This window comes from Glutamicibacter ardleyensis, from assembly GCF_014644555.1.
Lineage (GTDB): Bacteria > Actinomycetota > Actinomycetes > Actinomycetales > Micrococcaceae > Glutamicibacter > Glutamicibacter bergerei.
On the sequence record NZ_BMKX01000002.1, the window covers coordinates 1 to 24,353 of the forward strand.

Annotated in this window: 22 protein-coding genes, 2 tRNA genes and 1 rRNA gene; 13 read left to right on the plus strand and 12 right to left on the minus strand. The window is 55.3% G+C overall.

All coding sequences use genetic code 11. The features are described from left to right. The first annotated feature begins 922 nt into the window (after positions 1-922). A 5S ribosomal RNA gene (gene rrf / locus IEX04_RS04540) occupies positions 923-1,039 on the plus strand. A gap of 131 nt (positions 1,040-1,170) precedes the next feature. Here the strand turns inward: rrf and IEX04_RS04545 are convergent. From IEX04_RS04545 to IEX04_RS04555, 3 genes are all read right to left on the minus strand, one after another. Further along, positions 1,171-2,235 carry an ABC transporter ATP-binding protein gene (locus IEX04_RS04545; protein WP_188684112.1) on the minus strand — a complete coding sequence of 355 codons (1,065 nt, stop codon included), beginning with the start codon at positions 2,233-2,235 and terminating at the stop codon, positions 1,171-1,173. Between the two features lie 65 nt (positions 2,236-2,300). Further along, on the minus strand, positions 2,301-3,083 hold the full coding sequence (gene otsB, locus IEX04_RS04550; protein ID WP_170947831.1) for a trehalose-phosphatase: 783 nt from the start codon (positions 3,081-3,083) through the stop codon (positions 2,301-2,303). 29 nt (positions 3,084-3,112) lie between these two features. Then, complete coding sequence (locus IEX04_RS04555) at positions 3,113-4,582, minus strand: alpha,alpha-trehalose-phosphate synthase (UDP-forming) (protein WP_229677001.1); 1,470 nt, start codon at positions 4,580-4,582, stop codon at positions 3,113-3,115. 399 nt (positions 4,583-4,981) lie between these two features. On the opposite strand from IEX04_RS04555, the gene IEX04_RS04560 reads away from it, so the two are divergent. The 5 genes from IEX04_RS04560 to IEX04_RS04580 all read left to right on the plus strand — a co-directional run bounded on the left by IEX04_RS04560 (position 4,982) and on the right by IEX04_RS04580 (position 9,970). Beyond that, on the plus strand, positions 4,982-5,848 hold the full coding sequence (locus IEX04_RS04560) for a DsbA family protein (RefSeq protein WP_188684116.1): 867 nt from the start codon (positions 4,982-4,984) through the stop codon (positions 5,846-5,848). Between the two features lie 161 nt (positions 5,849-6,009). Then, positions 6,010-6,083 (plus strand) — tRNA-Thr (locus tag IEX04_RS04565). Between the two features lie 219 nt (positions 6,084-6,302). After that, the gene (locus IEX04_RS04570; protein ID WP_096256055.1) at positions 6,303-7,235 is read left to right on the plus strand and encodes a DUF808 domain-containing protein; all 933 of its coding nucleotides are present in this window, start codon (positions 6,303-6,305) and stop codon (positions 7,233-7,235) included. 153 nt (positions 7,236-7,388) lie between these two features. Continuing rightward, positions 7,389-9,041, plus strand: coding sequence for an HsdM family class I SAM-dependent methyltransferase (locus tag IEX04_RS04575; protein WP_096256057.1), 1,653 nt, complete (start codon positions 7,389-7,391; stop codon positions 9,039-9,041). Between the two features lie 2 nt (positions 9,042-9,043). Further along, a complete protein-coding gene (locus tag IEX04_RS04580) occupies positions 9,044-9,970 on the plus strand; it encodes a hypothetical protein (protein WP_096256058.1) in 927 nt (308 codons plus the stop codon). Here the strand turns inward: IEX04_RS04580 and IEX04_RS04585 are convergent. Continuing rightward, positions 9,967-10,539 (minus strand): GNAT family N-acetyltransferase, encoded by a 573-nt coding sequence (locus tag IEX04_RS04585; protein ID WP_096256060.1) that lies wholly within the window; start codon positions 10,537-10,539, stop codon positions 9,967-9,969. The two genes, IEX04_RS04580 and IEX04_RS04585, sit on opposite strands and share 4 nt — an antisense overlap. 405 nt (positions 10,540-10,944) lie before the next feature. Between IEX04_RS04585 and IEX04_RS04590 the strand changes: the two genes are divergently transcribed. Next, a tRNA-Val gene (locus tag IEX04_RS04590) sits at positions 10,945-11,021 on the plus strand. 73 nt (positions 11,022-11,094) lie between these two features. Here IEX04_RS04590 and IEX04_RS04595 read toward each other — a convergent pair. Next, positions 11,095-12,150: an LLM class flavin-dependent oxidoreductase gene (locus tag IEX04_RS04595; protein WP_188684118.1), complete on the minus strand. Its 1,056-nt coding sequence runs from the start codon at positions 12,148-12,150 to the stop codon at positions 11,095-11,097. 200 nt (positions 12,151-12,350) lie between these two features. On the opposite strand from IEX04_RS04595, the gene IEX04_RS04600 reads away from it, so the two are divergent. After that, the gene (locus IEX04_RS04600) at positions 12,351-14,021 is read left to right on the plus strand and encodes a threonine/serine exporter family protein (protein ID WP_229677002.1); all 1,671 of its coding nucleotides are present in this window, start codon (positions 12,351-12,353) and stop codon (positions 14,019-14,021) included. Here the strand turns inward: IEX04_RS04600 and IEX04_RS04605 are convergent. Continuing rightward, positions 14,018-14,791: a uracil-DNA glycosylase gene (locus IEX04_RS04605; protein WP_188684120.1), complete on the minus strand. Its 774-nt coding sequence runs from the start codon at positions 14,789-14,791 to the stop codon at positions 14,018-14,020. The two genes, IEX04_RS04600 and IEX04_RS04605, sit on opposite strands and share 4 nt — an antisense overlap. A gap of 154 nt (positions 14,792-14,945) precedes the next feature. On the opposite strand from IEX04_RS04605, the gene IEX04_RS04610 reads away from it, so the two are divergent. The 3 genes from IEX04_RS04610 to groL all read left to right on the plus strand — a co-directional run bounded on the left by IEX04_RS04610 (position 14,946) and on the right by groL (position 17,811). After that, positions 14,946-15,236, plus strand: a complete 291-nt coding sequence (locus IEX04_RS04610) for a DUF3263 domain-containing protein (protein ID WP_096256066.1) — start codon at positions 14,946-14,948, stop codon at positions 15,234-15,236. A 45-nt stretch (positions 15,237-15,281) separates the two neighbouring features. Continuing rightward, a complete protein-coding gene (locus IEX04_RS04615) occupies positions 15,282-15,884 on the plus strand; it encodes a LytR C-terminal domain-containing protein (RefSeq protein ID WP_096256068.1) in 603 nt (200 codons plus the stop codon). 289 nt (positions 15,885-16,173) lie between these two features. Next, entirely contained in the window at positions 16,174-17,811 is a 1,638-nt protein-coding gene (groL, locus tag IEX04_RS04620) for a chaperonin GroEL (protein ID WP_188684122.1), read from the plus strand. A 114-nt stretch (positions 17,812-17,925) separates the two neighbouring features. Here groL and IEX04_RS04625 read toward each other — a convergent pair whose 3' ends face one another. From IEX04_RS04625 to IEX04_RS04645, 5 genes are all read right to left on the minus strand, one after another. Beyond that, positions 17,926-18,816 (minus strand): DUF4031 domain-containing protein, encoded by an 891-nt coding sequence (locus IEX04_RS04625; RefSeq protein ID WP_188684124.1) that lies wholly within the window; start codon positions 18,814-18,816, stop codon positions 17,926-17,928. Positions 18,817-18,849: 33 nt separating this feature from the next. Beyond that, on the minus strand, positions 18,850-19,140 hold the full coding sequence (locus IEX04_RS04630) for a WXG100 family type VII secretion target (RefSeq protein WP_188684126.1): 291 nt from the start codon (positions 19,138-19,140) through the stop codon (positions 18,850-18,852). A 110-nt stretch (positions 19,141-19,250) separates the two neighbouring features. Continuing rightward, on the minus strand, positions 19,251-20,780 hold the full coding sequence (locus IEX04_RS04635) for a sensor histidine kinase (protein ID WP_188684128.1): 1,530 nt from the start codon (positions 20,778-20,780) through the stop codon (positions 19,251-19,253). 43 nt (positions 20,781-20,823) lie between these two features. Continuing rightward, a complete protein-coding gene (locus IEX04_RS04640; RefSeq protein WP_096256078.1) occupies positions 20,824-21,531 on the minus strand; it encodes a response regulator transcription factor in 708 nt (235 codons plus the stop codon). Between the two features lie 58 nt (positions 21,532-21,589). After that, positions 21,590-21,808 (minus strand): hypothetical protein, encoded by a 219-nt coding sequence (locus IEX04_RS04645; protein ID WP_096256080.1) that lies wholly within the window; start codon positions 21,806-21,808, stop codon positions 21,590-21,592. Positions 21,809-22,048: 240 nt separating this feature from the next. Here IEX04_RS04645 and IEX04_RS04650 point away from each other — a divergent pair, with 240 nt between their 5' ends. Both IEX04_RS04650 and IEX04_RS04655 read left to right on the plus strand, forming a co-directional pair. After that, a complete protein-coding gene (locus tag IEX04_RS04650) occupies positions 22,049-22,432 on the plus strand; it encodes a cold-shock protein (protein WP_188684130.1) in 384 nt (127 codons plus the stop codon). A 3-nt stretch (positions 22,433-22,435) separates the two neighbouring features. Next, entirely contained in the window at positions 22,436-23,056 is a 621-nt protein-coding gene (locus tag IEX04_RS04655) for a DUF3027 domain-containing protein (RefSeq protein ID WP_188684133.1), read from the plus strand. Between the two features lie 80 nt (positions 23,057-23,136). On the opposite strand, the gene serC is transcribed toward IEX04_RS04655, so the two are convergent. Next, positions 23,137-24,258 carry a phosphoserine transaminase gene (gene serC / locus IEX04_RS04660; RefSeq protein WP_096256087.1) on the minus strand — a complete coding sequence of 374 codons (1,122 nt, stop codon included), beginning with the start codon at positions 24,256-24,258 and terminating at the stop codon, positions 23,137-23,139. Positions 24,259-24,353 lie beyond the last annotated feature (95 nt).

Consider the following 24,353-nt stretch of genomic DNA (forward strand, 5'->3'; position numbering starts at 1 on the left):
CACTGTGGTGTTCGGGGCCTCACCTGTTTAACCAGTAACTGGTTGCTGGTTGCCGGCTGGTTGGTTGCTGCTGGCTGGGTTGGTGTGGGTGGTGTGTGGGGTTCTGCCTGGAAGGGTGGGGCCCTTGTGCTGTTTAAAAGGACCTGGTTCCTCACTTGGTATGTGGTAGCGTCCGCTGACCGGTTAGAGTGGGTGAGGGCAAAAAGAATTCGGCAGCATATTCAGAAACTTCCATGCCACATCTCAAGGTGAATGAAGGGTTGGATAGCTTCGGAAAGTGAATCGGCGAACACAATCGGCCGTATTTTTTAGAAACAGATAGTAGCTGGTCCATGAGGCCAACGAGCCTGTGGTCTTACGGCTCGGCGGCTATATCTCGATGAATTATCGTGTCGAGATGCCCGACGACTTTCAGCTGCCAGTATCACCGCGCTGAGACGTACTCAGTTCAATTATCTAGATGTGGCAAACGGCCTGATCGGTTGTCGGCACTGGTTGTAGATGACACGACAGCAGGCCCTGCCAGCGCGTTCTGCCGGCATGGAAACGTAGGGGCACGCAGCGTTGTGTGTTTTGCGTACTCACGAGAGCTGCCAGAAGCCCATGATCGGGTGGAACCGTCTGTTGCGCCATGCGCCTTTCAGTAGGTGCGGTTGGCTCGGCCCCTCCGCGGTTCTGGCGACCTTCGGTGAGTTGCGGTTTGTCTACACGTCCCATCAGCGCTTGCCTTTTTAGTGAATATCAACTGAAGTCAGCTGGCAATTATTACCAGCAGCGGTGACCAAATAAGTATGGCGAAGGACACTAGTCATTGGCGCCAATCGATTGGCGCGAGCGTCATGGTTCCTGTTATAGTTATTGAGTTATCGCAACTGCGGATGACACTGTAATTTTCCCACGGTTCAACCGTGAGGGTTAGAGTTACGGCGATCATAGCGTGGGGGAAACGCCCGGTCCCATACCGAACCCGGAAGCTAAGACCCACTGCGCCGATGGTACTGCACTCGGGAGGGTGTGGGAGAGTAGGTCATCGCCGGGCATATTTTGCCGAGGGCCCCGAGATTATCTCGGGGCCCTCGATGTTTAACTTAGATCCTGCGGACGGTGACAGCAAGCCCCGATCCATTCCCCTTAGGTATTTTGGATCGGGGCTTGCTGTTTTGCCGTTGGTCAGTCTGCTAGACGCAGTCCCGACTCGGTATCAAAGAGATGCATGTGTTCAACTTTGGGCACGATGTTCAGTTTCTGTCCACGGGCCGGTGGGGTGCGGCCGTTGACTCGAACCACGATGGTCTGGTCTTTGCCAGCCAAGTGCGCCGTACCGTAAACGTATGCGTCGGCACCGAGCTCTTCAACCACATCCACTATTAGCTCTACGCCTTCCGTGGAAGAACCGAGCGTCAGGTCTTCGGGACGAATGCCCAAGGTTGTTGCGCCCTGAGCGCCCAATACTGGCAAGGACGAGTCGCCAAAGAGAACCTGTCCGTTAGCAGCTTCCAGCTCTACCAGGTTCATTGCCGGCGAACCGATAAATCCGGCAACAAAAACATTTTGCGGGCGATCGTAAAGCTCGCGTGGTGTTCCCACCTGCTGAATTTCGCCGTCTTTCAGAACCGCAACCCGATCGCCCATGGTGAGGGCTTCAACCTGATCGTGGGTGACGTACACGGTGGTGACGCCTAATCGACGGGTCAGCGAGGCGATCTGCGTGCGGGTCTGCACGCGGAGCTTGGCGTCGAGGTTAGACAGTGGCTCATCCATGAGGAATACCTGAGGGGAGCGAACGATTGCACGGCCCATGGCCACGCGCTGACGTTGGCCACCGGAGAGAGCTTTGGGCTTACGACTCAAATACTGTTCAAGATCCAGTAGCTTTGCAGCTTCAAGGACACGCTTATTGCGCTCTTCCTTGTCTATGCCTGCAATTTTGAGCGCAAAGCCCATATTTTCGGCGACGGTCATATGCGGGTAAAGCGCATAGTTTTGGAAGACCATCGCAATATCGCGATCCTTAGGCGGAACGTTGGTTACGTCCTTATCGCCAATGAGAATGCGCCCTGAGTTAACTTCCTCAAGTCCAGCAAGCATTCGCAAGGTGGTTGATTTTCCACAGCCCGAGGGGCCAACTAATACCAGGAATTCACCGTCTTCGATCTGCAAATCAATTGCATCGACGGAGGGCACAAGTGCGCCCGGGTAAATTCGGGTGGCCTTTTCAAAGGTCACAGTTGCCATGATGACAATCCTTTCACGGGCAGGTACGTGCCCGACGATCCATAGTGAAAGTGATATGGGACACTCTAGTTTCGCATGGAAAGCAGAAATTCCAAAAGTTCTGGCAACATTTCTGGAGTTTCGATACGATGTGCGGCCAGAGTTGGACCCTCGCCAACCTTAATTCCGAGGTCCTCGCGGTTCAATATTCGAAAGCCATCTTCGTCGGTGACATCGTCGCCAATGAAAAGCAATGCATCTACGTCAAGGACCTCACGGAGCCACTGCAAAGCCTGTCCCTTGTTACCAGAATGAACCGAAGCCTCTAACACCGATTTGCCTGCCATGAGACGTAGTTCGTCTAGATGTGCAAGGGCTTGCTGCCCCTCGATGATAGCTGCGTCGGCCACCTCGATACTGGGTGCCTGACGCACGTGAAGTACGGTGGCCGAGGGCTTATATTCTAAGCTGACCCCTTCATGCCGCTGCGCTACTTCGCTGAGTTTTGCGGTCAATTCTTTGAGATTAGCGCGTTGTGATGCGGACAGTTCTGGCTGTTCGGGGGAGTCGCTGGACACGGAGGGTACTCGCCGCTCCGCGCCATGGGAACCAATGAGGTTCTCGGGGCGGGGAGCTGGATAAACTTCGGTGAGTGAATCGAGGTTTCGGCCTGAGACCACTGCAGTTCGCACACCATATTGTTGTGAGAGTTCCTCAAAAACCTGAGCTGCCTGCGGGGTTGGCCTGGCATCTTCTGGTCGGTCCACTAGTGGCGAAAGTGTTCCGTCAAAATCTAGGGCGACTAAAATTCTGCGATGTCCTGCGAAGGTGGACAGCGCAGCATAGAGCTCCGGGGCAAGTTTTGGCACGATCGTTCCGTTCAAACTAGGCGTGGTATTTAGTGGGTAGGGCTGGGGCTAATCTGGTTTGCCCGTGAATTGATTTCCGCCAGCTCTGCGAGGAAGTGTGCGGACCAACCCGTGACGTCGTTATCTAACAGATGACGGTTCATTCGTCGCATTCGTCGGGCTTGTTCATTTTGGTCCATCTTGACCGCTTCGATGATCTTCGCTTTCATCCCATCGATGTCATGGGGGTTCACTAGTACTGCCTGGGTCAGCTGATCCGCTGCCCCGGTATATTCCGAGAGCACCAAGACCCCTCGTCCGTCTTGATGCGCAGCCACAAATTCCTTAGCGACAAGGTTCATGCCGTCGCGTAATGCCGTGACCAGCAGTACGTCAGCGGCAAGGTACAAGGCGATCATTTCGCGCAGCGGGTAGGAGTGGTGTAGATAGCGAAGGGTCGTGTGGCTCAAGGTGTCGTGCTGCCCGGTGATCTGCCCGACCATTAGTTCTACCTGGTCACGCAGTTCCATATACGAGCCGACATTTTCACGGCTCGGACTGGCGACCTGAATCAGGCAGACATCTCCGGCGCGAAGCGACTGATCGTTGAGCAGCTCTCCATAGGCCTTGAGCCGGTGCCGAATACCTTTGGTGTAATCGAGTCGGTCTACGCCGAGCATGATGGTTTTTGGGTTGCCCAATTCCAAGCGGATCTGCGCTGCCCGGGCAATAATCTGTGGATCGCGTGAAAGCTTCGCAATTTCTTTCGTATCGATCGAAATTGGATGGGCTTCGGCCCTGCACAAGTTTTGAATTCCATGTGTGGCCGATGGTGTGGCTTCGTGGCCCCTTGTGGAGTAGTCGGTGAAGCGGCGTAGACAGCGCAGGAAATTCGAGGCATCGGTCTCACGCTGGAAGCCAACCAAATCGGCTCCTGCGAGTCCTTCGAGGATCTGGGTGCGCCATGGCAGCTGAGAGAACAAGCTGGCGGCCGGGAACGGAATATGTAGGAAGAATCCAATCTTCAAATCTGGCCGGGCCAAGCGGAGCATCTGTGGCACTAGCTGCAGCTGATAATCGTGGACCCACACGGTGGCGTGTTGTGCGGCCGTCCGAGCCACTGCGTCGGCAAAACGTTGGTTGATCTTCTTATACCGGTCCCACCAGGTGCGGTGGTATTCCGGTGGCACAATAACATCGTGATAGAGCGGCCAGAGGGTGGAGTTTGAAAACCCCTCGTAGTAGAGATTGAGGTCTTGTTCGCTGAGCGGAACGGGGACGAGATGAATATCGTCTTTGTCGAATTCGGCGAGTTCTTCATCGATACCGCCATGCCAGCCCACCCAAGCACCTTCGGACGCGGCCATCACGGGTTCCAACGCTGTTACTAAGCCGCCTGGTGCACGCTGAAAACCTTGAGTCCCATCGGGCAGCGTAATCCTGTCGACCGGCAGCCGGTTAGCTACCACCACAAAATCGTAGGGATTGTTCTCGCTAGCGACTGTTAGTTCATTGCCCACCGTAAACCTCCTGGCCACGTAACTACTGCGAATGGAAACACCGCAGATTTTTCGGTTATCAGCAAATGGTGGTCTTAGTGAACCAACATCGCTTTTGTCCTTGTTTTTCGGATCAAGTCTGGAATCCGGGTGAAACCGTGTTCTACCACTCAATGTACGTGACAAGGCTCCCTATTGCTCTTTTAACCCATGCTCACGACGAATAATGAACTATCGTGCGATGACTTGGTTGAAGTCTCAAATAACAAAGGAAAGGGGCTTTGCACTGTGTTGGTGAATGTTATGCGCATCCTGTGAAGGTTGGAAAAAGTGCGGGTTACGGGGTATTTGAGCCATTGCATTGGCTAAGCTTGAAGGCAGATTACAGTATTTCCGTTGAGCCAAGGAACAATCAAACTTATGTCGACAAACAACTCGCGTCCGTCCAAAGCGGAGCGCAGCGCTAGCGCTCGCGAAAAGGCTGCGCAGATGCAGGCAACTCAAGCTGCCGCTCAGAAGCGAAAATCATTGATGGTTAAGCTCGGTGTGCTGGCAGCGGTCGTGGTGGTCGTGGCGCTCGTCGTTGTGCTCATCGTGCAAAATAACAACGCGAAGATCTCCGCGACTGGTTCGGCTCCTCAGGGTGGTAACGCTGCCGGCGGCATCCTGCTGACCTCACCTACCACGGTGGCAGATACCTCCGGGATCAAGATCGACAACACCAATCTTGTTCTTAAAGATGATCGGCCTACGACCCCGGAACCTAGCGAGCTGACCGTGGGGGGCAAGGGCGAACCAGTCAACGTCACCTCGTACATAGATGCGAATTGCGTTCACTGTGCAGAGTTTGAAAGCACTTATGGGCCACAGCTCAAGCAGTGGCTAGCCGATGGCAAGATCACCTTGGAATACCGCAACGTCGGATTCCTCGACGGTGGCTCACCATCGAACTTCTCTTCACGCGGTGCCAACGCCTTGGCATGTGTTGCTGACCAGAGCCCAGCGGCTTACTTGGACTTTGCTACCGCACTGTGGGGGCATTATGACCAGGGTGAGTTGAAGAATGCTGAGCTTTCTGACATGGCGGTTGCTGCCGGCGCCTCTGACTCGGTGAAGAGCTGCATCGATAAGGGGACTTTCCGTCCCTTCGTTGAAAAGACCACAGTGACCGCGCAGAATGAAGGCGTGGGTGGCACCCCGAGCATCTTCGTCCAGGGTAAGAGCGTTGATCTTGCCTCGAAGGACTTCGTTGAAGCAGTCGAATCGGCTATCAAAGCTAATGCCTAAACAGACGCAAAGAGCAGGCAGTAAGTAGCTAGTTCGCTAAACGACTTCCTGCGCTAACGCAAGGTAGTGTCTCATTCGTGAGGCGCTGCCTTGCTTGCGTTAACACCCTCGGCCGCTCGATTCGCAGTAGAGCCTAGTCTTCGGATATTCTTACTTAGTACGCCTCCTTAGCTCAGCTGGCCAGAGCAACGCTCTTGTAAAGCGTAGGTCATCGGTTCGAATCCGATAGGGGGCTCGAATGACCCTCGTCAACGTTTGAAATGAACGATGACGAGGGTCTTTTTCACATTACCCGTTCGACACGTGGTGCCAGTGCGCTGGGCATTCCGCAAAGGCTTGGTTTAGTCAGGTTTTTTGTCGTTCAGGGCGCTAAACTTCAGATGAGTTCTGCTGTTGTTTCCATAGCTGGAACATGGCAAGACAAAAGACAACATAACAATTCAAGGAGTTTGGCATGGCCGGTGGACTCGTAGCCCTTCTCGATGATGTCGCAGCCCTAGTAAAGGTCACCGCGGCATCATTAGATGACATCGCCTTGGGAGCTGCGAAGGCGAGCACTAAGTCCCTAGGCGTGGTCATTGACGACGCCGCAGTCACACCTCAGTATGTGAAGGGTCTATCGCCTAAACGCGAGCTTCCAATAATCTGGAAGATCGCGGTAGGTTCCATCCGGAATAAACTCCTGATCATCTTGCCGGTCGCCTTGATTCTTTCTCAGTTTGCGCCGTGGGCACTGACCCCTATTTTGATGCTCGGCGGAGCGTATCTCGTTTTTGAGGGTGCCGAGAAGCTACTCGAAGCCATGGGGGTGATCAAGCATCACAGCCCTGGTGGCAAGGACGGTGGCCGGGACGAGAAAGCAATTATTGGCTCCGCAGTCCGCACCGACCTAGTGCTCTCCGCGGAGATCATGGTCATCTCGCTCAACGAGGTGTCTCATGAACCATTCCTGAATCGAGCATTGATCTTAATTGTCATTGCCGTTCTCATGACGGTAGTCGTCTATGGCGCGGTGGGACTAATAGTTAAGATGGACGATATTGGGCTACAACTGGCTCAAAAAACTTCTACGCTTTCGCAGAAGGTAGGCCGTGGCCTAGTCAAGGGTATGCCGATCGTGATGTCGATCTTGAGCAAGGTCGGCGTTGTGGCCATGTTGTGGGTTGGTGGTCACCTGATCCTTGTGGGTATGGATGAACTTGGGTGGCATGCCCCCTATGGTTTTGTGCACCACATGGAACTTTTGGTTCACGACGCGACAGGTTCGGCAGGTGCCGTCTTGGGGTGGCTGACAAATACCGCGTTCTCCTGTGTCGCCGGATTCTTGATTGGTTGCGTGATTGCATTGGTGGTTGTGGGCATCAACAAGCTGCGCGCCAAGCACTAAGCGGTCTTTGTATCCCTGCCCGTAGAATAGAAGGTGAGAGAAACCTTCCCGCCGTGCATCTGCGAGCCAGCGAAACACGCTGGGACTGAGCCCGGTGGATGACCCCCGTTGCTGACTGGCTAAAACGTCTGCCGGCCATGGAAAGATCGATGTGTGTTGAAGAGCAAAAATAGTAGCGTGAAAGATACCGCCCGGCATGAGCGCGGCGCGTATTTCACCCCAGAACCTGTGGCCCGTTTTATGGCCCAGTGGGCGCTCGGTGAGCAGGGCCGCCGTGTGCTTGAACCCTCTTGCGGAGAAGCACAATTTTTGACCACGGCACATCAAGTAACCAACGACGGCCGTGGCGACGTTGAACTTTGGGGAGTAGAACTTCACGAAGCTTCCGTACTCGCCGCACGGGCACTCCTGGACGCGCAAGGCGCTCAGGCTAAAATTCGGCACGCAAACTTTTTTGATGTCCCTGGCACCGCAGATATGGATGCCGTCATTGGCAACCCACCCTACGTGCGTTACCAATTGCACCGCGGTGCCCAGCGACAGCTTTCACGTGAAGCCGCCCGAAGGAGCGGAGTGGAGCTTAATGAGCTAGCCTCCGTCTGGGCGGCCTTTGTAGTTCATGCTACGAGTTTTCTGAAAACTGGTGGACGGCTCGCCTTAGTTCTTCCAGCTGAACTGATGTTCGTCAACTACGCGGGACCGGTTCGAGCTATGTTGCTCGAACGATTCGCAAATGTGCACCTAGCCGTCTTTGAACAGCGGCTCTTTGCTGATGCACAAGAAGAAGTGGTGCTACTACTAGCCGAGGGATATCGCAGTGGCTCTAGCGCTTCCTTTAGCTTGCACCAATTCCGTAACGCCGATGACCTGACCCAACTGACCGAGGGTAGCAAGCACACACCAACTTCACCCAGCGACCGGTGGACCGGCTCACTGGTGACCCTTGAAGCGCAAGGGATCTTAAATCATGCCTTGTCCAGTGCAGCGTTTAGCAACCTCCAAAGCTGGGGCGAAACATCCTTGGGCGCTGTTACCGGCAATAACAAGTGGTTTACGCTCAGCCCCGCACGGGCCGAAGAGCTAGGCCTGACCGAGGCTGAACTAGTGAAGATTTCGCCACCTGGATCACGGCACCTTCGTGGTTTGGAGCTGAACGAGGACCAATGGCAACGCTTGGGTGAGCACGGCCTGTCGACCTTGATGTTCCGTCCCTTGGCTGAGGCCTCCGCCGCCGGGGAAGAACTGATTAACAGTGGCGAACTAGATCTGGTGGATCAAGCCTACAAATGCCGGATGCGCACCCCATGGTGGAGGGTCCCGTTGCTGTCAGTTCCAGACTTGTTCATGACCTATATGAATGCCGACACACCTCGCCTGACAACTAACCATGCGGGGGTGCACCACATTAACTCGATCCATGGCGTGTACCTGGGCGCAGAAGTGCGCGAGTTGGGACGTGGCTTACTGCCCTTAGCCTCGCTCAATACCTTAACGATGCTCGGTGCCGAAATGGTGGGACGCTCCTACGGTGGAGGAATTTTGAAGCTGGAACCGAGCGAAGCCGATAAGCTCCCGGTGCCCGCGGCACATCTTGTGGCCCACTACGAGCAACAGTTGCTAAGTATCAAAGAGGACGTTCGTGCTTATCTGGAGCAAGGTAAAAAGCAGGAAGCCACTGCGTTAGTTGACGAGATTGTGCTGGGTCAAATGCTGGGCTTAGATGAAGCGGCACTCAATGCACTACACGGAGCCCGCCAAGACATGTTAAAACGACGGAAGTCACGAGCGAAGGCAGTGGAGAACTAAGCGTGGGAACTGGCGCAGTCGAAAAAACCTTAGCCTTTGCAGAATATGATGCGACTTTATTATCTGCACCGAAAGATTCTCCCTGGATCCGCAACGGGGCCGTCACCCAGGAGTTTAACCCGTCCTTTGAGACCTTAGAGCGGTTATTGAGCATTCCGGTGCGTTCCAAAGCAGCGACGCGCTCAGGACGCTTCGCGCAAGGCGTGGACGCCTGGTTAGCGCATGAACTGCGCAGAGCTGGGTTTGATGCAGATGTAGTCTGGCCACGCGCCGAAGCACCACGGGTGCTTTCCTCAGACATTCTTGAACTGCTGCGGAAATTACCCGAACGGCTCTCTGAGGAGCTACATGACGCGATCTTGGCAGGTAAAGCAGGAAGTACCGACGCAAGAATCCTAGGCCGCGCCTATATGAAACAAACCGACGTGGTGATGACCCATTGGTCCACCGGGCCAGAACTGCTGTTGAGCACTAAGGCCATGACTTCCTCATTTGGAAAGAACCTCTCCAATCGATACGAAGAAGCCTATGGAGACGCGGCAAACCTCCGTGCCCGCTACCCTCTGGCGGCCGTCGGATTCTATTTCGTGCAACGCGCGACGATCCTTGATTCCGAGCCGGCAGCATTCCGACGTACCGTTGATATGATCCGGAAACTACGCGACTTCGGTGACGGCTTTGGATACAGCGCCACAGGACTCTTACTGGTGGACTGGGATGACCATGCTGAGAAGCCCGAGGTAAAAGTTGTGCACAGCCCGGTGCCGGATGATATTGGAACCGCTCAGTTCATGAATGCAATGGTCGATACAGTCCTGAAGGTCACGCCCATCGACCTGCATGAAGCAGCACGCGCTCGCCGGGCCGGCGAAGTTGCCCCGCTTCCAGGGCATGACCCAGTAGACGAGCTACAAGAAGCGCTCTTTTAGCTCATCTGTTTGACTTCACTGGGCTCATCAAAGCCCCACACTGCGGGAAGTGGAGTGGAATTTCTTTGTGCAGCCAGCATCGGCAATTCGAGATTGGATGTAGTAGCTGTCAGTTCCGTTAGAGCTGGAACACCACGGTAAATATATTTGACCTGTCCCTGATATTCAAAGCTACGTTCGCGCTCCCACACCTCTGACCGTTCGTAGGCAGCCCAAGATCCCGGATTAGCTGAGTCAATGACGGTGATGGGGGTGCTTCCGGTTCTGAGTACAAAATCCAGACGTAGCTTGGTGATCTGCTGACGGATTCCTCGACGTCGGTACTCCGGACGCACACTCATGCAACCGAGCTCGAGCGCACCCATGACGCTAGTCGGTGCAATCACCGAGTCGTGCACGATTCCTGCAGCTATGAGCAGGTGTGAATCGTAGACCGAGACAATATAACGGGCACGGTCGATTTTCTGATTCCAGCGGTCATCAATCACTGGGTACAGGCTTTCCAGTTCGGAACGAGCAGCACCAAGTGGTGTGGAAGTGGAGAGGGAATAGCGCAGGAAAGAGTGCACTGGGATCGGTCCTAAGGCTAAGACGAACGAAAGATATGGCTTTTGCTTTGTGGCGGTATGCCGGTCGGCGGATTTCGTTGGCCTTCAGGGGACCGGTACCGGTGGGTTCCGGTAGCTTCCTTGTAGGGCCCAGCTTGAGCTCGATGAGCTAGAAAAATTATGCGGTTTAGCGGGGCTGTTTAGCAAGCCAAAAAAGCGACCAAAATGTTAAATCTAGATAAACGAAATGACTCCATATTTTTGTGCTTGTCATCCGCTCTTTTTCAGTTGACTAGTGTGGCAGTGCTCGATAATTTGGGAGCGACAATGCAGTCCGGACGGTTATGGTGGTGAAATCGATTTTGTGCGTTGGGCAAAGACCGCTAAGATCGTTTAGGTGCTTGACCGGCAGGTCAGCGCGCAGAGGGATCTTTAGCTCAGTTGGTTAGAGCGTTCGCCTCACACGCGAAAGGTCGCTGGTTCGAGTCCAGTAAGATCCACCAAAGAACGAGGAAGCCACCGCATCAATGCGATGGCTTCCTCGTTCTACTTTGTGCGGGGTTCTTTTGTTCGGGTTTACTTGGCGAGCATCTCGTGTACGAGCGGTTTGACTTCCCGACCAAGAAGTTCGATGCTGTCCAGCATCGTCTCGTGTGGCAACGAACCTGCCGAATACTTGATGTCCACCCGGCTGAGGCCTAAGGTCTTGGCGACCTTGGCCATTTTGGTGGCCACGGTCTGTGGGCTACCTGCCATCATGGATCCATCTAGTCCCATGGAAGCCTCCAAGCGCATCTTGCTTGCAGGAGGCCATCCTCGTTCTGCGCCCAAACGGTTCATGGTGCGCTGGTAGTGCGGCCACAACAATTCCAAGGCTTCCTTGTCGGTCGGGGCGACAAGCCCGTGGAAGTGTGCGCCTACCCGCTGTGTTGGCTGTCCGAACTGCTTCAATGCGCGGTGATAGAGCTGTACAAGTTGTTCAAAGGCGGCCGGCTGTCCGCCAATGATCGCCATGAATAAGGGCAACCCGTGCCGGGCGGCTCGAATTACCGACTGTGGGCTACCGCCAACACCAACCCAGGTGGTGATTGGATCTTGTTCTAGCAGTGGGTAGAGCTGTTGATCTTCAAGTGCTGTGCGATGCTCACCGGCCCAGGTCACCGGTAGGCCGGTGCGGACCTTTGCTAAGAGTTCAAGTTTTTCTTCGAAGAGCGATTCGTAGTCATCAAGGTTGAGCCCGAAAAGCGGGAACGACTCGATGAAGGATCCTCGACCTGCGATGATTTCGGTACGGCCATGGGAAATGGCGTCCAAGGTTGCAAATCGTTCGTAGACGCGTACTGGGTCGTCACTCGACAGGACGGTCACCGCGGTTCCCAAACGGATTTTTTCGGTGGCTTGAGCCAGAGCGGCGAGAACAATTTCCGGAGCCGACACTGAATAGTCATCGCGGTGGTGTTCGCCTATGCCAAAGAAATCCAGTCCAACCTGCTCGGCCCGCTGACCTTCGACTATGACGTTGCGGATTACCTGTGCGTGGGACAGCGATCTGCCCTGTAAGTCTTCGGTGATATCGCCGAAGGTTTCCACGCCAATCTCGGGCGTCTCTGGCGTCGGTGCGACAGAAGTCATGACTTTCCTCTTCTCCAAAAAATTCATGCAATTGCATCTAATTAGGTAACTCGCTGGAGTCAAATTTTATTTCCGAGAACAAAAAATGACAGATGTGTTCAGGGATACTCAGTCGATGGGGGTTCCTCTCTGCCGGTTGACAGGCCATGGTTGTATCGTGAGGAATACGAGTAAAACAAGAGCCTCAGGGGGAGTGATTCGTGGCGCAGCAAGACCATGGCGAGAAGTCCGTGGAGTCGAAAGATGCGGGAGAAGATCCATCGCCATTGGCCGGGTCGCTGCCTCGTATTTTGACGAGCGAAATCAACATGGGACACCTACCAGAAACGGTGTCCGTTGAGACGACGATGGCTTCAGAGCTTCCGTTAAATACCGCAGTAAGTGCAAGCGTCGCGGCAGCTGACGCTACCGATATCGAGTCACGCACCGGTCAGGTTCTTACCTCGGATGACGGCATCACGTTAATGCCAACGCGCGCCAACCCGGTAGCACGTCGTCTGTTGGCAAAAATGTGGATTTCAGATACACCACCAACCGAAGCTCTGAAAGTGGTTGACCGGTTACGCGGAACCCCGTACGCCAATCCAAAGGTGAACGTCGATCAAGATGCATCGGCCCGACGGACCATGGAATTCGCCCTAGATCTCGGCGAAACGCTGATTCGTTATGGTGCTGGTGCACTGGAAGTCGAAACCAGCATCATCGCGGTAACCGCCGCCCTGGGGCTTAGTCATCTAGATGTTGATATCACTAACCAGTCGTTACACCTGAACTACAGCCCACCGGACGCTGAAAGCTATTCGATTTTGCGCGTGGTGCGTTCCTACACCACCAACTATGCGGGTCTTGTGATGGTTCACGAGTTGGTCTCGGATATTATTGCCGGCGGTGTGTCACGGACTTCTTCGGCTAAACAGCTGAAAGCAATTACGCGGAAACCGAAACCGTTCCCACGCTGGGTTGTGGCCTCGGGACAGTCGATATTCGCGGCAGCCTTTGTGCTCTTCATTGGTGGTTCGTGGCTTGGTGCCCTGGTCGCGATGGCCTCATCGTGGTTGATCTCGCAGATCGGGCGCTATGGCTCACGCTGGCGCGTTCCGGAGTTCTTCTCCGTCGCCACTGCAACCTTTACCGTGACCGTCATTGCGCTGCTAAGCCACCGAGTGCACGCCCCGCTGGACCCTGCGTTGGTCGTTTCCGGTGGTATCTTGTTGCTCTTGCCTTCGGGCAGATTTGTCTCGGCGCTACAAGATGCGATCAATGGGTTCCCTGTGACGGCCGTCGGGCGCCTATTTTCCGCCGGGTTGACCTATACGGCCATCTTGTCGGGAATTTCATCAGCCTTGGTTGTCTCTTCGGTCTTCGGAGGCGACAAGGTGGACGTTCACCGGATCGTTGCAATCAACTATCCAACATGGATGCTTGTTGGTTTAGTAGCAGTGGCTATCCTTGCCGGTGCGGTGACCGAGCAGACCGCGAAGCGGCTGCTGATCCCTACTGCGTTGTTAGCTGTGGGCGGCTACCTCGTCTTGTTGTTGGCCGAACAAATCGGATTGGGCTCTCGAGCTACGCCGGCCGTCGTGGCGACAGTCATCGGTTTTGCGGCGCGTTTCTTGGCGGACAAGTTACGCTCACCGCAGCTAGTGATTGCAGCGCCTGCTGTCATGTTCATGCTTCCAGGCCTGATGATATTCCGTGCAATGTACGGCATCGTTTTCGATGTGGAAGATATGTTCTCTAGTTTGGTGGAGATGTTCAACGCATTTGCCATCATGCTGTCTATCGCCGGCGGCGTGGTTTTCGGCGATACGCTCTGTCGGCCTTTGACATCAAATGCTCGACGTGAACGTCGCTGGATCCGCCGCCGTTAGGCGGTCGGTAACTTCCAATTGATAGGCGCCTGACCAGAATCGGTCAGGTGCCTATTGATTTGAGAGAAGGGTTTTGAACCAAAGAAGCCCCGGCTGGCCGATAACGGAGAAGGGTGGACGCTGTGCACGTGCGGCATATTGCCCATCAGTGGACTCAGTTTTTGCGCGTGGGCTCCCCAGAGAACGGCGACTACCGGATTTTTGCGTGAATTGAGGGCGCCAATAATCGCTTCGACAACCGGTGTCCAACCAAGCTTTTGATGGCTTCCTGCCTGCCCGGCGGTCACCGAGAAAACCTGATTGAGTAACAAGACCCCTTGCTCGTGCCAGGGGCTGAGGTCCGGATGTGGGGCTTCGGGCACCGCGAGGTCGGAGCTGAGCTCCTTATAGATATTTCGTAAACTGCGAGGCAGCGGCCGAACATTTTTCTCAGCGGCGAAGGCCAAACCATTTGCATGTCCTGGGGTCGGATAAGGGTCTTGGCCGATAATCAGAACTTTGGTTTTGGCTAGGGGAAGCAACAGTGCGCGCAACATCACCTCTGGGGCCGGCAGGATCTGCTCGCCCGCCTGCGAACGCAGCGCTAATTGTTGGGCTATATCCTGCAACACGCCATCAAGCGGCTCCAATGTCGATACCCAGTCCTCTGCGATAAACCCGTTGCTGGCTAGTGATTTTGCACCAAAATAGAACGGGAAGTCAGCGGCTGAATACTCCGGCAGAGGCTGAGCGGCGGGAGCCTCAAAGAGCGCTGGCTGTTGGTTGTTCATAACAACTATTCTGCCCGTTTTCGGCGCGGTTGTGCCGCGTTACACGGCATCGAGTTCATTGATTGGTTAGAATATCGGTGGTGTGTCCACCATGTGTGGATATGAAAGCATAAAGAGGCCCGACTAATCGGTGTTCAAGGAAGAGGTGAGACGCATGGCAGGCAATGAGGTTTTGGTGGATTTTGTAATGAATCCCGACTCAGAGCTCGATGAGCGTTCACAGCAAATCTTGAACATGGAAAAACTGTGGTGGAAATATGCCGGAGCCAAGGAACAGGCCATCACTAAGCAGTTCTCAATTTCGCCGACGAACTACTATCAGTTGCTCAACCAGCTGATCGACACGGACGCGGCGATGGCCTACGACCCAATGCTGGTAAAGCGGTTGCGTAGACTTCGATCTACCAAGCGTCGTGTGAGCGGTACCGTCGGCGGAGAACGTTAAGTTCTTAGCCGGCCTCGGCCAGCCAGACCTCGAGCAAGGACAAGAATGACCAACTACCCACGTGACGAATTCGATCGCGTTCCGGAGTTTAGTACCCGTGTGGGGTCGCATCATGCCCATGGATGGGCGCAGTCTGCCGCCGCCAAGGGCAAGGACAGCAAGCTTCGTTGGGTAGTCCTGACCGCAATTGCGGTGTTGCTCATCGGTGGTGTGGGCTTCTTCTACGGTCCGAGTATCGCCGATCGTCTCAGCGGTTCCGAATCGACGCAGAATACCGAAGCGACAGCAACCGAAACTTCGCAAAGTCTTAGCGCCGAACCTTCCGAAAGCGCTACCCCCTCAAGCACCATTGATGATGCGGACGTGTTGTACGGTCAGCTCATTGGCGTGTACAACGGTGCGAGTATTGCAGGCACAGCCGGTGCAGGTGAAGAATTATTGACTGAGGCCGAATTTACGAACATCGTGACGGATAATTGGACCCGAGATGCGGAAACCTCGACCGTCTATTACATGTCCGAGGCCTACCGGACCACCGCAGAAAAAGCCGCCGAGGTCTTAGGTATCGACGAGGTTTTGCAGACTCAGAACATTCCTAACCGCGTCACGGTGGTCCTTGGTGCCGACGATACGTTGAACTCCAAGTAATATTTCGCTTCGCTCACAGCCGATCAGCTTGCACTCGCCATGCGAGAGTGCCAATATTTGTATTAGCACTCATGCGTTACGACTGCTAATGCCGATCGGCTGTTCGTTTTAAAATCGAACCCTTTCGACCCTCGCGGTTTGTTAACGCACGGAGCGTGAAGAATACCTCAGATAGCGAGAGCTCATCTTGGTTGTCGGCCCGATGCCGATACCGGTGCGCTCGTCCGTCGCGGGCGCTGTCTGTCGGTTGCATTTTCGCAAGATCGTCCCGAAAGGACCGAAAGCCACTATGGCCAAGATGATTGCATTTGACGAGGAAGCACGCCGCGGACTTGAGCGCGGCCTGAACATTCTGGCGGACGCCGTAAAGGTAACCCTAGGCCCACGCGGTCGCAACGTTGTTCTGGAGAAGAAGTGGGGCGCACCTACTATCACCAACGACGGTGTGTCCATCGCCAAGGAAATCGAGCTCGAAGATCCATACGAGAAGATCGGCGCCGAGCTCGTCAAAGAAGTAGCCAAGAAGACTGACGACGTCGCCGGTGACGGCACCACCACCGCAACCGTGCTCGCTCAGGCTCTGGTCAAGGAAGGCCTGCGCAACGTTGCTGCCGGCGCCGACCCAATCGCATTGCGCCGCGGTATCGACAAGGCAGTAGAAGCCGTCACCGCAGAGCTGCTTGCCGCTGCAAAGAAGATCGAATCCAAGGAGCAGATCGCTGCTACCGCTTCGATCTCCGCTGGCGATCCAGAAATCGGCGCATTGATCGCCGAAGCACTGGACAAGGTCGGCGAGCAGGGCGTTATCACCGTTGAAGAGTCCAACACCTTCGGCCTTGAGCTGGAGCTGGCCGAGGGCATGCGCTTCGACAAGGGTTACATCTCCGCATACTTCGTCACCGACGCTGAGCGTCAGGAGACCGTGCTGGAAGATCCTTACATCCTGATCGTCAATTCGAAGATCTCCTCGGTCAAGGACATGGTTTCCTTGCTGGAGAAGGTCATGCAGTCGAACAAGTCGCTGCTGATCATCGCCGAAGACGTTGAAGGCGAAGCACTGGCTACCCTGATCTTGAACAAGATCCGTGGTCTGTTCAAATCCGTTGCCGTCAAGGCTCCGGGCTTCGGCGACCGTCGCAAGGCTATGCTGACCGACATCGCACTGCTCACCGGTGGTCAGGTTGTTTCCGAGGAAATCGGTCTGTCGCTAGACACCGTTGGCCTCGAAGTTCTGGGTACCGCCCGCAAGGTCGTTATCACCAAGGACGAGACCACCATCGTTGAAGGCGGCGGCGACGCCGACGCCATCGAAGGCCGCAAGGCTCAGATCGCAGCCGAGATCAAGAACACCGACTCGGACTACGACCGCGAGAAGCTGCAGGAACGTCACGCAAAGCTTTCCGGTGGTGTCGCTGTGCTCAAGGCCGGCGCCGCAACCGAGGTGGAGCTCAAGGAGCGCAAGCACCGCATCGAAGATGCAGTGCGTAACGCCAAGGCAGCAGTTGAAGAGGGCATCGTCGCCGGCGGCGGCGTGGCTCTGATCCAGGCTGGCGCCCTAGCGTTTGCAAAGCTTGAGCTGGAAGGCGACGAAGCCACCGGTGCGAACATTGTTCGCGTTGGCATCGAAGCCCCACTGAAGCAGATCGCACTGAACGCTGGCATGGAGCCAGGCGTTGTCGCCGACAAGGTCAAGGGCTTGCCAGCAGGCCATGGCCTGAACGCCGCAACCGGCCAGTACGTCGACCTGCTTGAAGCAGGCGTGAACGACCCAGTGAAGGTGACCCGTTCGGCTCTGCAGAACGCTGCGTCGATCGCTGGCTTGTTCTTGACCACCGAGGCAGTCGTTGCAGATAAGCCAGCTCCTGCTGGCGTTGCCATGCCAGGTGGCGACGACATGGGTGGCATGGGCGGTATGGGCGGCTTCTAAGCTCCCCGCACCTCGCTGAGCGACCGCTCAGGCGGTACTAGCAAACCCGAGGGCCTGCTTCATTATGAAGCAGGCCCTCGGGCCGTTAACCCCGACATCTCGGTCGGCGCGTAGTTAGAACTGTGTGGACAACTGTTCCAGTTCAGCGGACAAATTACTGCGTGCAACACTTTCCCAACGCTGCCGGGCCTGTGCAGTGCCGAACAACTGGTCCTTGTCGAGTAACTCACGAAGTATCTTGGACCGACCACGGGCGAAGTCTGGCTCCGACACGTGAGCGTACTCGGCCCGAACGGCCTGCGTATAACGCTGATAGGCGGTTGCAGGGCGAGCCAGAACTTCTAAATCTGCGTCGCACAGTAGCGCGCCGAGCAGGTCCCCAGCCTGCGGCTGGTGGGTGCTGGTCAGCATAATCAGCCGTTGAATTGAAGCCACCGTGTGGTCGGGCAAGAGACCTTGCAAGCATTGACCTGCGAGCTGCGCCGAGTCCTGCTCGTCGGTGCTCTGACCTTCATAAACCGCGTCGTGAAACCATGCGGCTAATTCGAGTATTTGCCGGTCCTGCTCCGAGACCTGCGTACCACACAGCGAATCTAGTGCTTCAAGTACGGCGAGCAGATGCACACGATCGTGATAATAACGATGTTCCTGACTCCATTTGGATAAAAGAGCCGTCGCAAGTTCAGATTGCCCGGGGAAAGTGCGTTCCCAGCGTTTACGCAAGGCCGGGTCCAGCCGTTCCGGACGCAAGCGTGCGGCTATCCGCAGTCCCGAGCGCGCGAGCGCCCGAGCAAGTTCTCCACCGCTGACCTCGTGAGCACCCGCGGCGACAATTTCGGCATAGCGTTCGCGGGGCACATCGTAATGATCCCTATCGAAGGCCCTGCGACTAATGCCCAGTGCGAGGGCGAATTGATGTAGCTCGTCTAAGGACGAGTCAGAGACCAAATGGGAAAAGACGGTGCCGTGAGCGGGCCAGCGCGGCGGGTCGATCAATAAGCTCATGGACTAAGCGTACCGAGCGCCCGCCTGCACCGATCAGTAACGGAACAGTGAGGTGTTAACCTGTTCGACTTCTTCGTACTGCATGGAGGCGTGGTTCAGCGCCGTGGCGATGCTACTTAGCGCTTCCTCGATGCGTAAATGGGTGCTGCGCCACTCGGCAACGATGGATTGGAACGAGGTGGCGGCGGAACCCTGCCAGGTGCTCTGCAATTGGTCTAGGTTCATCTGCATCGTGGAGACTTCGGACCGCAACCGGTCGATGGTGTTCATGACGGCCTGGGACTTGACCTGCATTTCGCCGGTGTTGGTTGAGAAGGTGCTCATGGGAGATCCTGCCTTTGGGGAGATCGGATTGGTGAGATCACCATAAATCCGGCAGGAGCAGCAGCGTAGCTTTCATGAGCCCTTTGTGGACAACTAGGAGCCGTTGATTCCTACTGGTCGTCCTCGTCAATTTCGCGAGGTTCTTGGAGTGGCACGTATGGCAAGCAGATCGCCATAGTGGCTCCGCCTCCAGCAGTTTCGCTGAGCGCTACCGAGCCACCGTGTTGCTGCACGATCGCCACGACTATAGCTAGGCCAAGACCCGAGCCGCCGGTCTCGCGTTGTCGTGAGCTGTCTGCTCGGTAGAAGCGTTCGAAGATCCGGTGTGCGTCCTCTTCCGGAATACCCGGCCCATGGTCACGAATTTCAAGTACCGCGTCTAATGCACCGGCCACGAGCGAACGAACACCCACCGCGATCTCAATCGCTGATTCTTCCGGGGTGTAGCGCAGCGCATTGGTGATCAGGTTTGCGATTACCTGGCGGATTCGTGCGTCGTCACCGACGGTGCTGGCAGGCGCTGGATATTTCGTGTCTAGACCGACCAGGGTCACCTTGCGCAGCGGTGCACGGACCTTGGTGTCTTCCACAGCGTCCTGGCCGAGAACTAAGAGGTCTACAGATTGTTTTTCCAGTGGGCGCTGTTCATCGAGACGAGCGAGCATCAACAGATCTTCGACCAGGTGCGCCATGCGTTTGGATTCAGCTTCAATGCGGCCCATAGCCGAGCCCAAGGCTTCTGGATCTGCCAGTCCTCCATGACGATAGAACTCCGAATAGCCCTGAATGGTAACCAAGGGAGTCCGCAACTCATGAGAAGCATCTTGGATGAACCGGCGCATTTTGGTTTCCGAGGCCTCGCGGTCGCGGAAGGCTCGCTCAATTTGCGCAAGCATGGCATTCAATGAACGCGAGAGCCTGCCGACTTCTGTTTCTGGAGGGTAATTTCGTACACGTTGGGACAGATCACCGTCGGCAATCATTGCGGCGGTACGCTCAACGCGAATGAGTGGAAGCAGTGATCGCGAAGTCAGACCATAGGCGATCATTGACATGAGTAATGTGGCAAGCAGGCCGGTGGATAAAACGAGAATTGCGGTTTTTTGGACCGTATCATTGACGTTTTCAAGGGGTAAGGAGATAAAAACATTTAATCCGCTGGTGGGCAGCGGAACTACCATCGCGCGCCACCCTGCGGAACCCGAATGCATACCCGGGACGGTGACGGGGGACCAGGGGGTTTTGGCTAATTCAGCCATTTGCTCCGGTGCCAACAAGGGAGTGTCAGCGTTGTTTCCGGGGGTAACGCGACTACGTGGCATGATGTAAACGATTTTGCCGTTTTCATCACGAATATCAGCGTACGAGCGGTTGAGCCCGAGCAAAGTCGGATCAATGCCGTCGTTTTCGCCGGACTGATCATTATCCAAGGAATACTGGTAGGCCTTATTCAGGCCGAATCCCATCGTGGGTCCCGAGACATTGAGCTGATCATCGATTTGATTAGTCATCGAAATACGAAGTGTGTGTGCTGAACCGAACGCTGTGGCGCCGATGCCACAAATCATCAAGGCGCACATCAGCATCACCAATTTGGTGCGCAAGGATGTACGACGCCACAGTGTTCTTAAAGCCTGCATGTAATGACTTTACAATCCGTTGGGCCGCAAGTGGGCATTGTGCCTAGCGTCGGTCGGGAGTGCGCATGAGGTAACCAACGCCGCGCTTAGTCTGAATCAGGGCGGGCCACTCTGGGCGGTCAACTTTACGACGCAAATAGGAGATGTAAGATTCCACAATCGACGCGTCACCGTTGAAGTCGTACTCCCAGACGTGATCTAGGATCTGCGACTTGGACAGCACCCGGTTCGGGTTCATCATGAGGTAGCGCAATAATTTGAATTCGGTCGGCGAAAGGTCAATGACCTCTCCCGCGCGACGTACTTCATGGGCATCATCATCAAGCTCTAGATCTGAAACCACGATGGTGGCATTCTCGTCTTCGCCCGACGCGGTGCGACGTAATACGGCACGAATGCGGGCCACTACCTCATCGAGGCTAAATGGCTTGGTGACGTAGTCATCGCCGCCGACGGTCAGGCCGGTGACCTTGTCAGTGGTGTCATCACGTGCGGTCAGAAATAGTACTGGGAAGTGACGCCCCGCGGCGCGTAGCTTGCGGGTGATGGTAAAACCATCCATGTCCGGAAGCATGACGTCTAATACGGCAAGGTCTGGCTCTTCTGCTTCGACGGCTGCCAGAGCTTCGCGACCATTGGCTGCGGCGACCACTTCGAAGCCCGCAAAACGCAGGGAAGTGGAAAGGAGTTCGCGGATGTTTGGCTCATCATCCACAACAAGAAGTTTGGCCTCTGGGGTTTTTGCACTCATAAATCCCAGTGTGCACCGGAAATCTGGGAGTCGCCTGAGAGCAAACTGAGTGCCGTGATTAGCTGCTGCGCCGCTTAAGGATGTTTGCCACCACTACGACACCGGCCAAGATGAAAGCGATGGGTAGACCAAAAATGCCGAACGCCATGACTAGCGGCGGGATGGAATTTTCCTGGAAGTACAAAACTAATACCGCCACCAGCGATAGCGCCGAAAGTATCGCAAGAACGATAGCTGTGCGCGAAATGACGGACAAGGTAATCGAAGAAGAGCTCACGCCTCTTAACGATACAGCGGATCTGAAGCCGCTCCCGTGACTCAAGGTGAAGTTACGGGCGTCAAAGTGTCATAATCTTAGGTATTGGACTTTATTCGAATCCGTACGTCGAGCACCCGGTGAACGAACAATTGTTAACCCGGCTGAATGCTCCATGGATTCGGAGACATAAAAAAGCGTGACGTGAGGTAAATTGCACAGTACGCGCTACAGCACGAGAAACGAACGAGGTAGAGGATCATGCCTAGCGGCAAGGTTAAGTGGTACGAAAAGTCCAAGGGCTTCGGTTTCATTACTACCGAGGACGGCAAAGAAATATATGTGAACGCCACGGCACTGCCGGAAGGTGTTCATGACCTGCGCCCAGGAATGCGTTTGGAGTTCGGAGTGGCAGAAGGTCGTCGAGGACCGCAGGCGCTGAGCCTGCGTATCTTGGATGAAGCTCCTTCGGTAGCGCGAGCAAAGCGCAAAAACCCGGAGCAGCAAGCCGCAATGATTGAGGATCTGATCAAGGTCCTTGATCAAGTATCTAATACCCTGCGCAAGGGGCGATACCCTGAACAAGCGCATGGCAAAAAGGTTGCTACCGTGCTTCGCGCGGTAGCCGATGATCTGGACGTTTAAACAATGGCCCGTAAACCCAAATTAGACACCATCCTTGCTGACGCGGTTGATGTAGCGCGAAATGCGCTCACGGAGATCGCGGTAGACACGGAAATCGGTGAGTATCTCGGAGCTACGTCCGAAGGTGAGCGATTAGTCACCCATAGATTTGTCTCCCAAAAAAAGGGTTACCGAGGCTGGACGTGGTTCGCGACACTCGCACGGGTGCCACGGGCGAAAGCCAAAGATCTCACCGTTTGTGAAGCAGGCATTGTTGCCGGCGAAGACGCTCTTCTCGCTCCAGCATGGTTGCCTTGGGCAGATCGATTGGCAAAGGAAGAAATCGAAGCAGCCGAGGCTGACAGCGCGACGGATGAATCCGGTCAGGGAAGCCTCGATGGGCAACCGAGCGCGTCTACTGAAAAGAATTCGGCAGCTACCAACGAACCAGTCGAGAGCGGTTTCGAGGAATCAGCTGACGGTGCTACGCAGCAAGAGTCGACTGCGCCTGCTGAAGCAAATGTTGTGGAGAGCATCAAGACACCTGCGCGACGTCAGGTCCGTCGACGTCGTACAGCACAGCGCACTGCTGCTCGTCGCCGCGCAGCGCAGCGCAGTCGTCCACGTAAAGACAACTTGGACTGAACAAAACCGAGGCATTACACAACGGTCCGCGGATGAATCCTTGAAGGATTCATCCGCGGACCGTTGTGCTAACTGCGTGGTTAGAGCTGTTCGACGACGTAGTCGATGCTCTGCAGCAAGGCGGCAACATCGCTTGGGTCGATCGCCACAAATGTAGCAATGCGCAGCTGATTGCGGCCTAGCTTGCGATAAGGCTCAACATCGACCACGCCGTGAGCGCGCAAGACCTTGGAGATGGCCGTGGCATCAATCGAGTCATCAAAGTCAATGGTCGAGATGACATTGGAGCGGTGTTCCGGGTTGGTGACGTAGGGCGTTGCAAACTCAGAAGCTTCTGCCCAGGCATAAATCTTCCCTGCAGACTCCGCGGTACGTTTCACAGCCCACTTGAGACCGCCATTTGAATTTATCCACTTGATCTGAGCGTCCAAGGTGACCAACGTGGTCAGCGATGGGGTGTTGTAGGTCTGGTTTTTCAGCGAGTTATCTAGAGCGGTCTTCAGGTTCAAGAAGTCCGGGATCCAGCGGTCGGTCGCTGCGATTTCCTCAATGCGAGCCATTGCGGCGGGGGAGAAGAAAGCTAGCCACAGTCCGCCATCGGAGGCAAAGTTCTTTTGTGGCGCAAAGTAGTAGACATCGGTCTGTGACAGATCTACATCTAATCCGCCCGCAGCGCTGGTGGCATCGATAACCACAAGTGCATCCTCATTGGCGTCTGCTACTCGCAGAATCGGGGCAGCGGCTCCGGTGGAGGTTTCGTTTTGAGGCCATGCGTAGAGATCTACGTCAGCTTCGGCAACAGGAGTCGGCACTGAGCCCGGCTCGGCGGTGATAATCGATGAAGCGGCAAGGAATGGCGCTTTATCGGTGGCCTTGGCGAACTTCGAGCCGAACTCGCCAAAGGACAGGTGCTGTGCCTTATTGCGGACCAGAGAGAATGCGGCGGCATCCCAGAAGGCTGTGGATCCCCCGACGCCCAGAAGCACTTCGTAGCCCTCAGGGGCGCTGAACATTTCTTTAAGACCGTCTTGCACGGACGCAACCAGGTTTTTGACTGGCGCCTGACGGTGGGAGGTGCCCAATAGGTTGGCGCTCGCGTCCACGATTGCCTGAATTTGTTCCGGGCGAACCTTTGAAGGGCCTGCGCCGAATCTTCCGTCGGCAGGCAGAAGGTTCTTTGGAATGTTGATGCCGGTGCTCATCGCGCTCCTCTTTAGCGTTTGGTTGAAAGTGCTGGTATCCCGACGGTGTTCCGTAAATATGGAATAGTTCAGGATAGTTTCGACGTTTCAGTTAA

Excerpts from the sequence above, each read along its gene's own strand:
- IEX04_RS04545 (WP_188684112.1), bottom strand. The coding sequence starts at position 2,235 with ATGGCAACTGTGACCTTTGAAAAGGCCACCCGAATTTACCCGGGCGCA.
- IEX04_RS04560 (WP_188684116.1), top strand. The coding sequence starts at position 4,982 with ATGTCGACAAACAACTCGCGTCCGTCCAAAGCGGAGCGCAGCGCTAGC.
- IEX04_RS04570 (WP_096256055.1), top strand. The coding sequence starts at position 6,303 with ATGGCCGGTGGACTCGTAGCCCTTCTCGATGATGTCGCAGCCCTAGTA.
- IEX04_RS04595 (WP_188684118.1), bottom strand. The coding sequence starts at position 12,150 with ATGACTTCTGTCGCACCGACGCCAGAGACGCCCGAGATTGGCGTGGAA.
- IEX04_RS04605 (WP_188684120.1), bottom strand. The coding sequence starts at position 14,791 with ATGAACAACCAACAGCCAGCGCTCTTTGAGGCTCCCGCCGCTCAGCCT.
- IEX04_RS04610 (WP_096256066.1), top strand. The coding sequence starts at position 14,946 with ATGGCAGGCAATGAGGTTTTGGTGGATTTTGTAATGAATCCCGACTCA.
- IEX04_RS04615 (WP_096256068.1), top strand. The coding sequence starts at position 15,282 with ATGACCAACTACCCACGTGACGAATTCGATCGCGTTCCGGAGTTTAGT.
- groL (WP_188684122.1), top strand. The coding sequence starts at position 16,174 with ATGGCCAAGATGATTGCATTTGACGAGGAAGCACGCCGCGGACTTGAG.
- IEX04_RS04625 (WP_188684124.1), bottom strand. The coding sequence starts at position 18,816 with ATGAGCTTATTGATCGACCCGCCGCGCTGGCCCGCTCACGGCACCGTC.
- IEX04_RS04630 (WP_188684126.1), bottom strand. The coding sequence starts at position 19,140 with ATGAGCACCTTCTCAACCAACACCGGCGAAATGCAGGTCAAGTCCCAG.
- IEX04_RS04635 (WP_188684128.1), bottom strand. The coding sequence starts at position 20,780 with ATGCAGGCTTTAAGAACACTGTGGCGTCGTACATCCTTGCGCACCAAA.
- IEX04_RS04640 (WP_096256078.1), bottom strand. The coding sequence starts at position 21,531 with ATGAGTGCAAAAACCCCAGAGGCCAAACTTCTTGTTGTGGATGATGAG.
- IEX04_RS04650 (WP_188684130.1), top strand. The coding sequence starts at position 22,049 with ATGCCTAGCGGCAAGGTTAAGTGGTACGAAAAGTCCAAGGGCTTCGGT.
- IEX04_RS04655 (WP_188684133.1), top strand. The coding sequence starts at position 22,436 with ATGGCCCGTAAACCCAAATTAGACACCATCCTTGCTGACGCGGTTGAT.
- serC (WP_096256087.1), bottom strand. The coding sequence starts at position 24,258 with ATGAGCACCGGCATCAACATTCCAAAGAACCTTCTGCCTGCCGACGGA.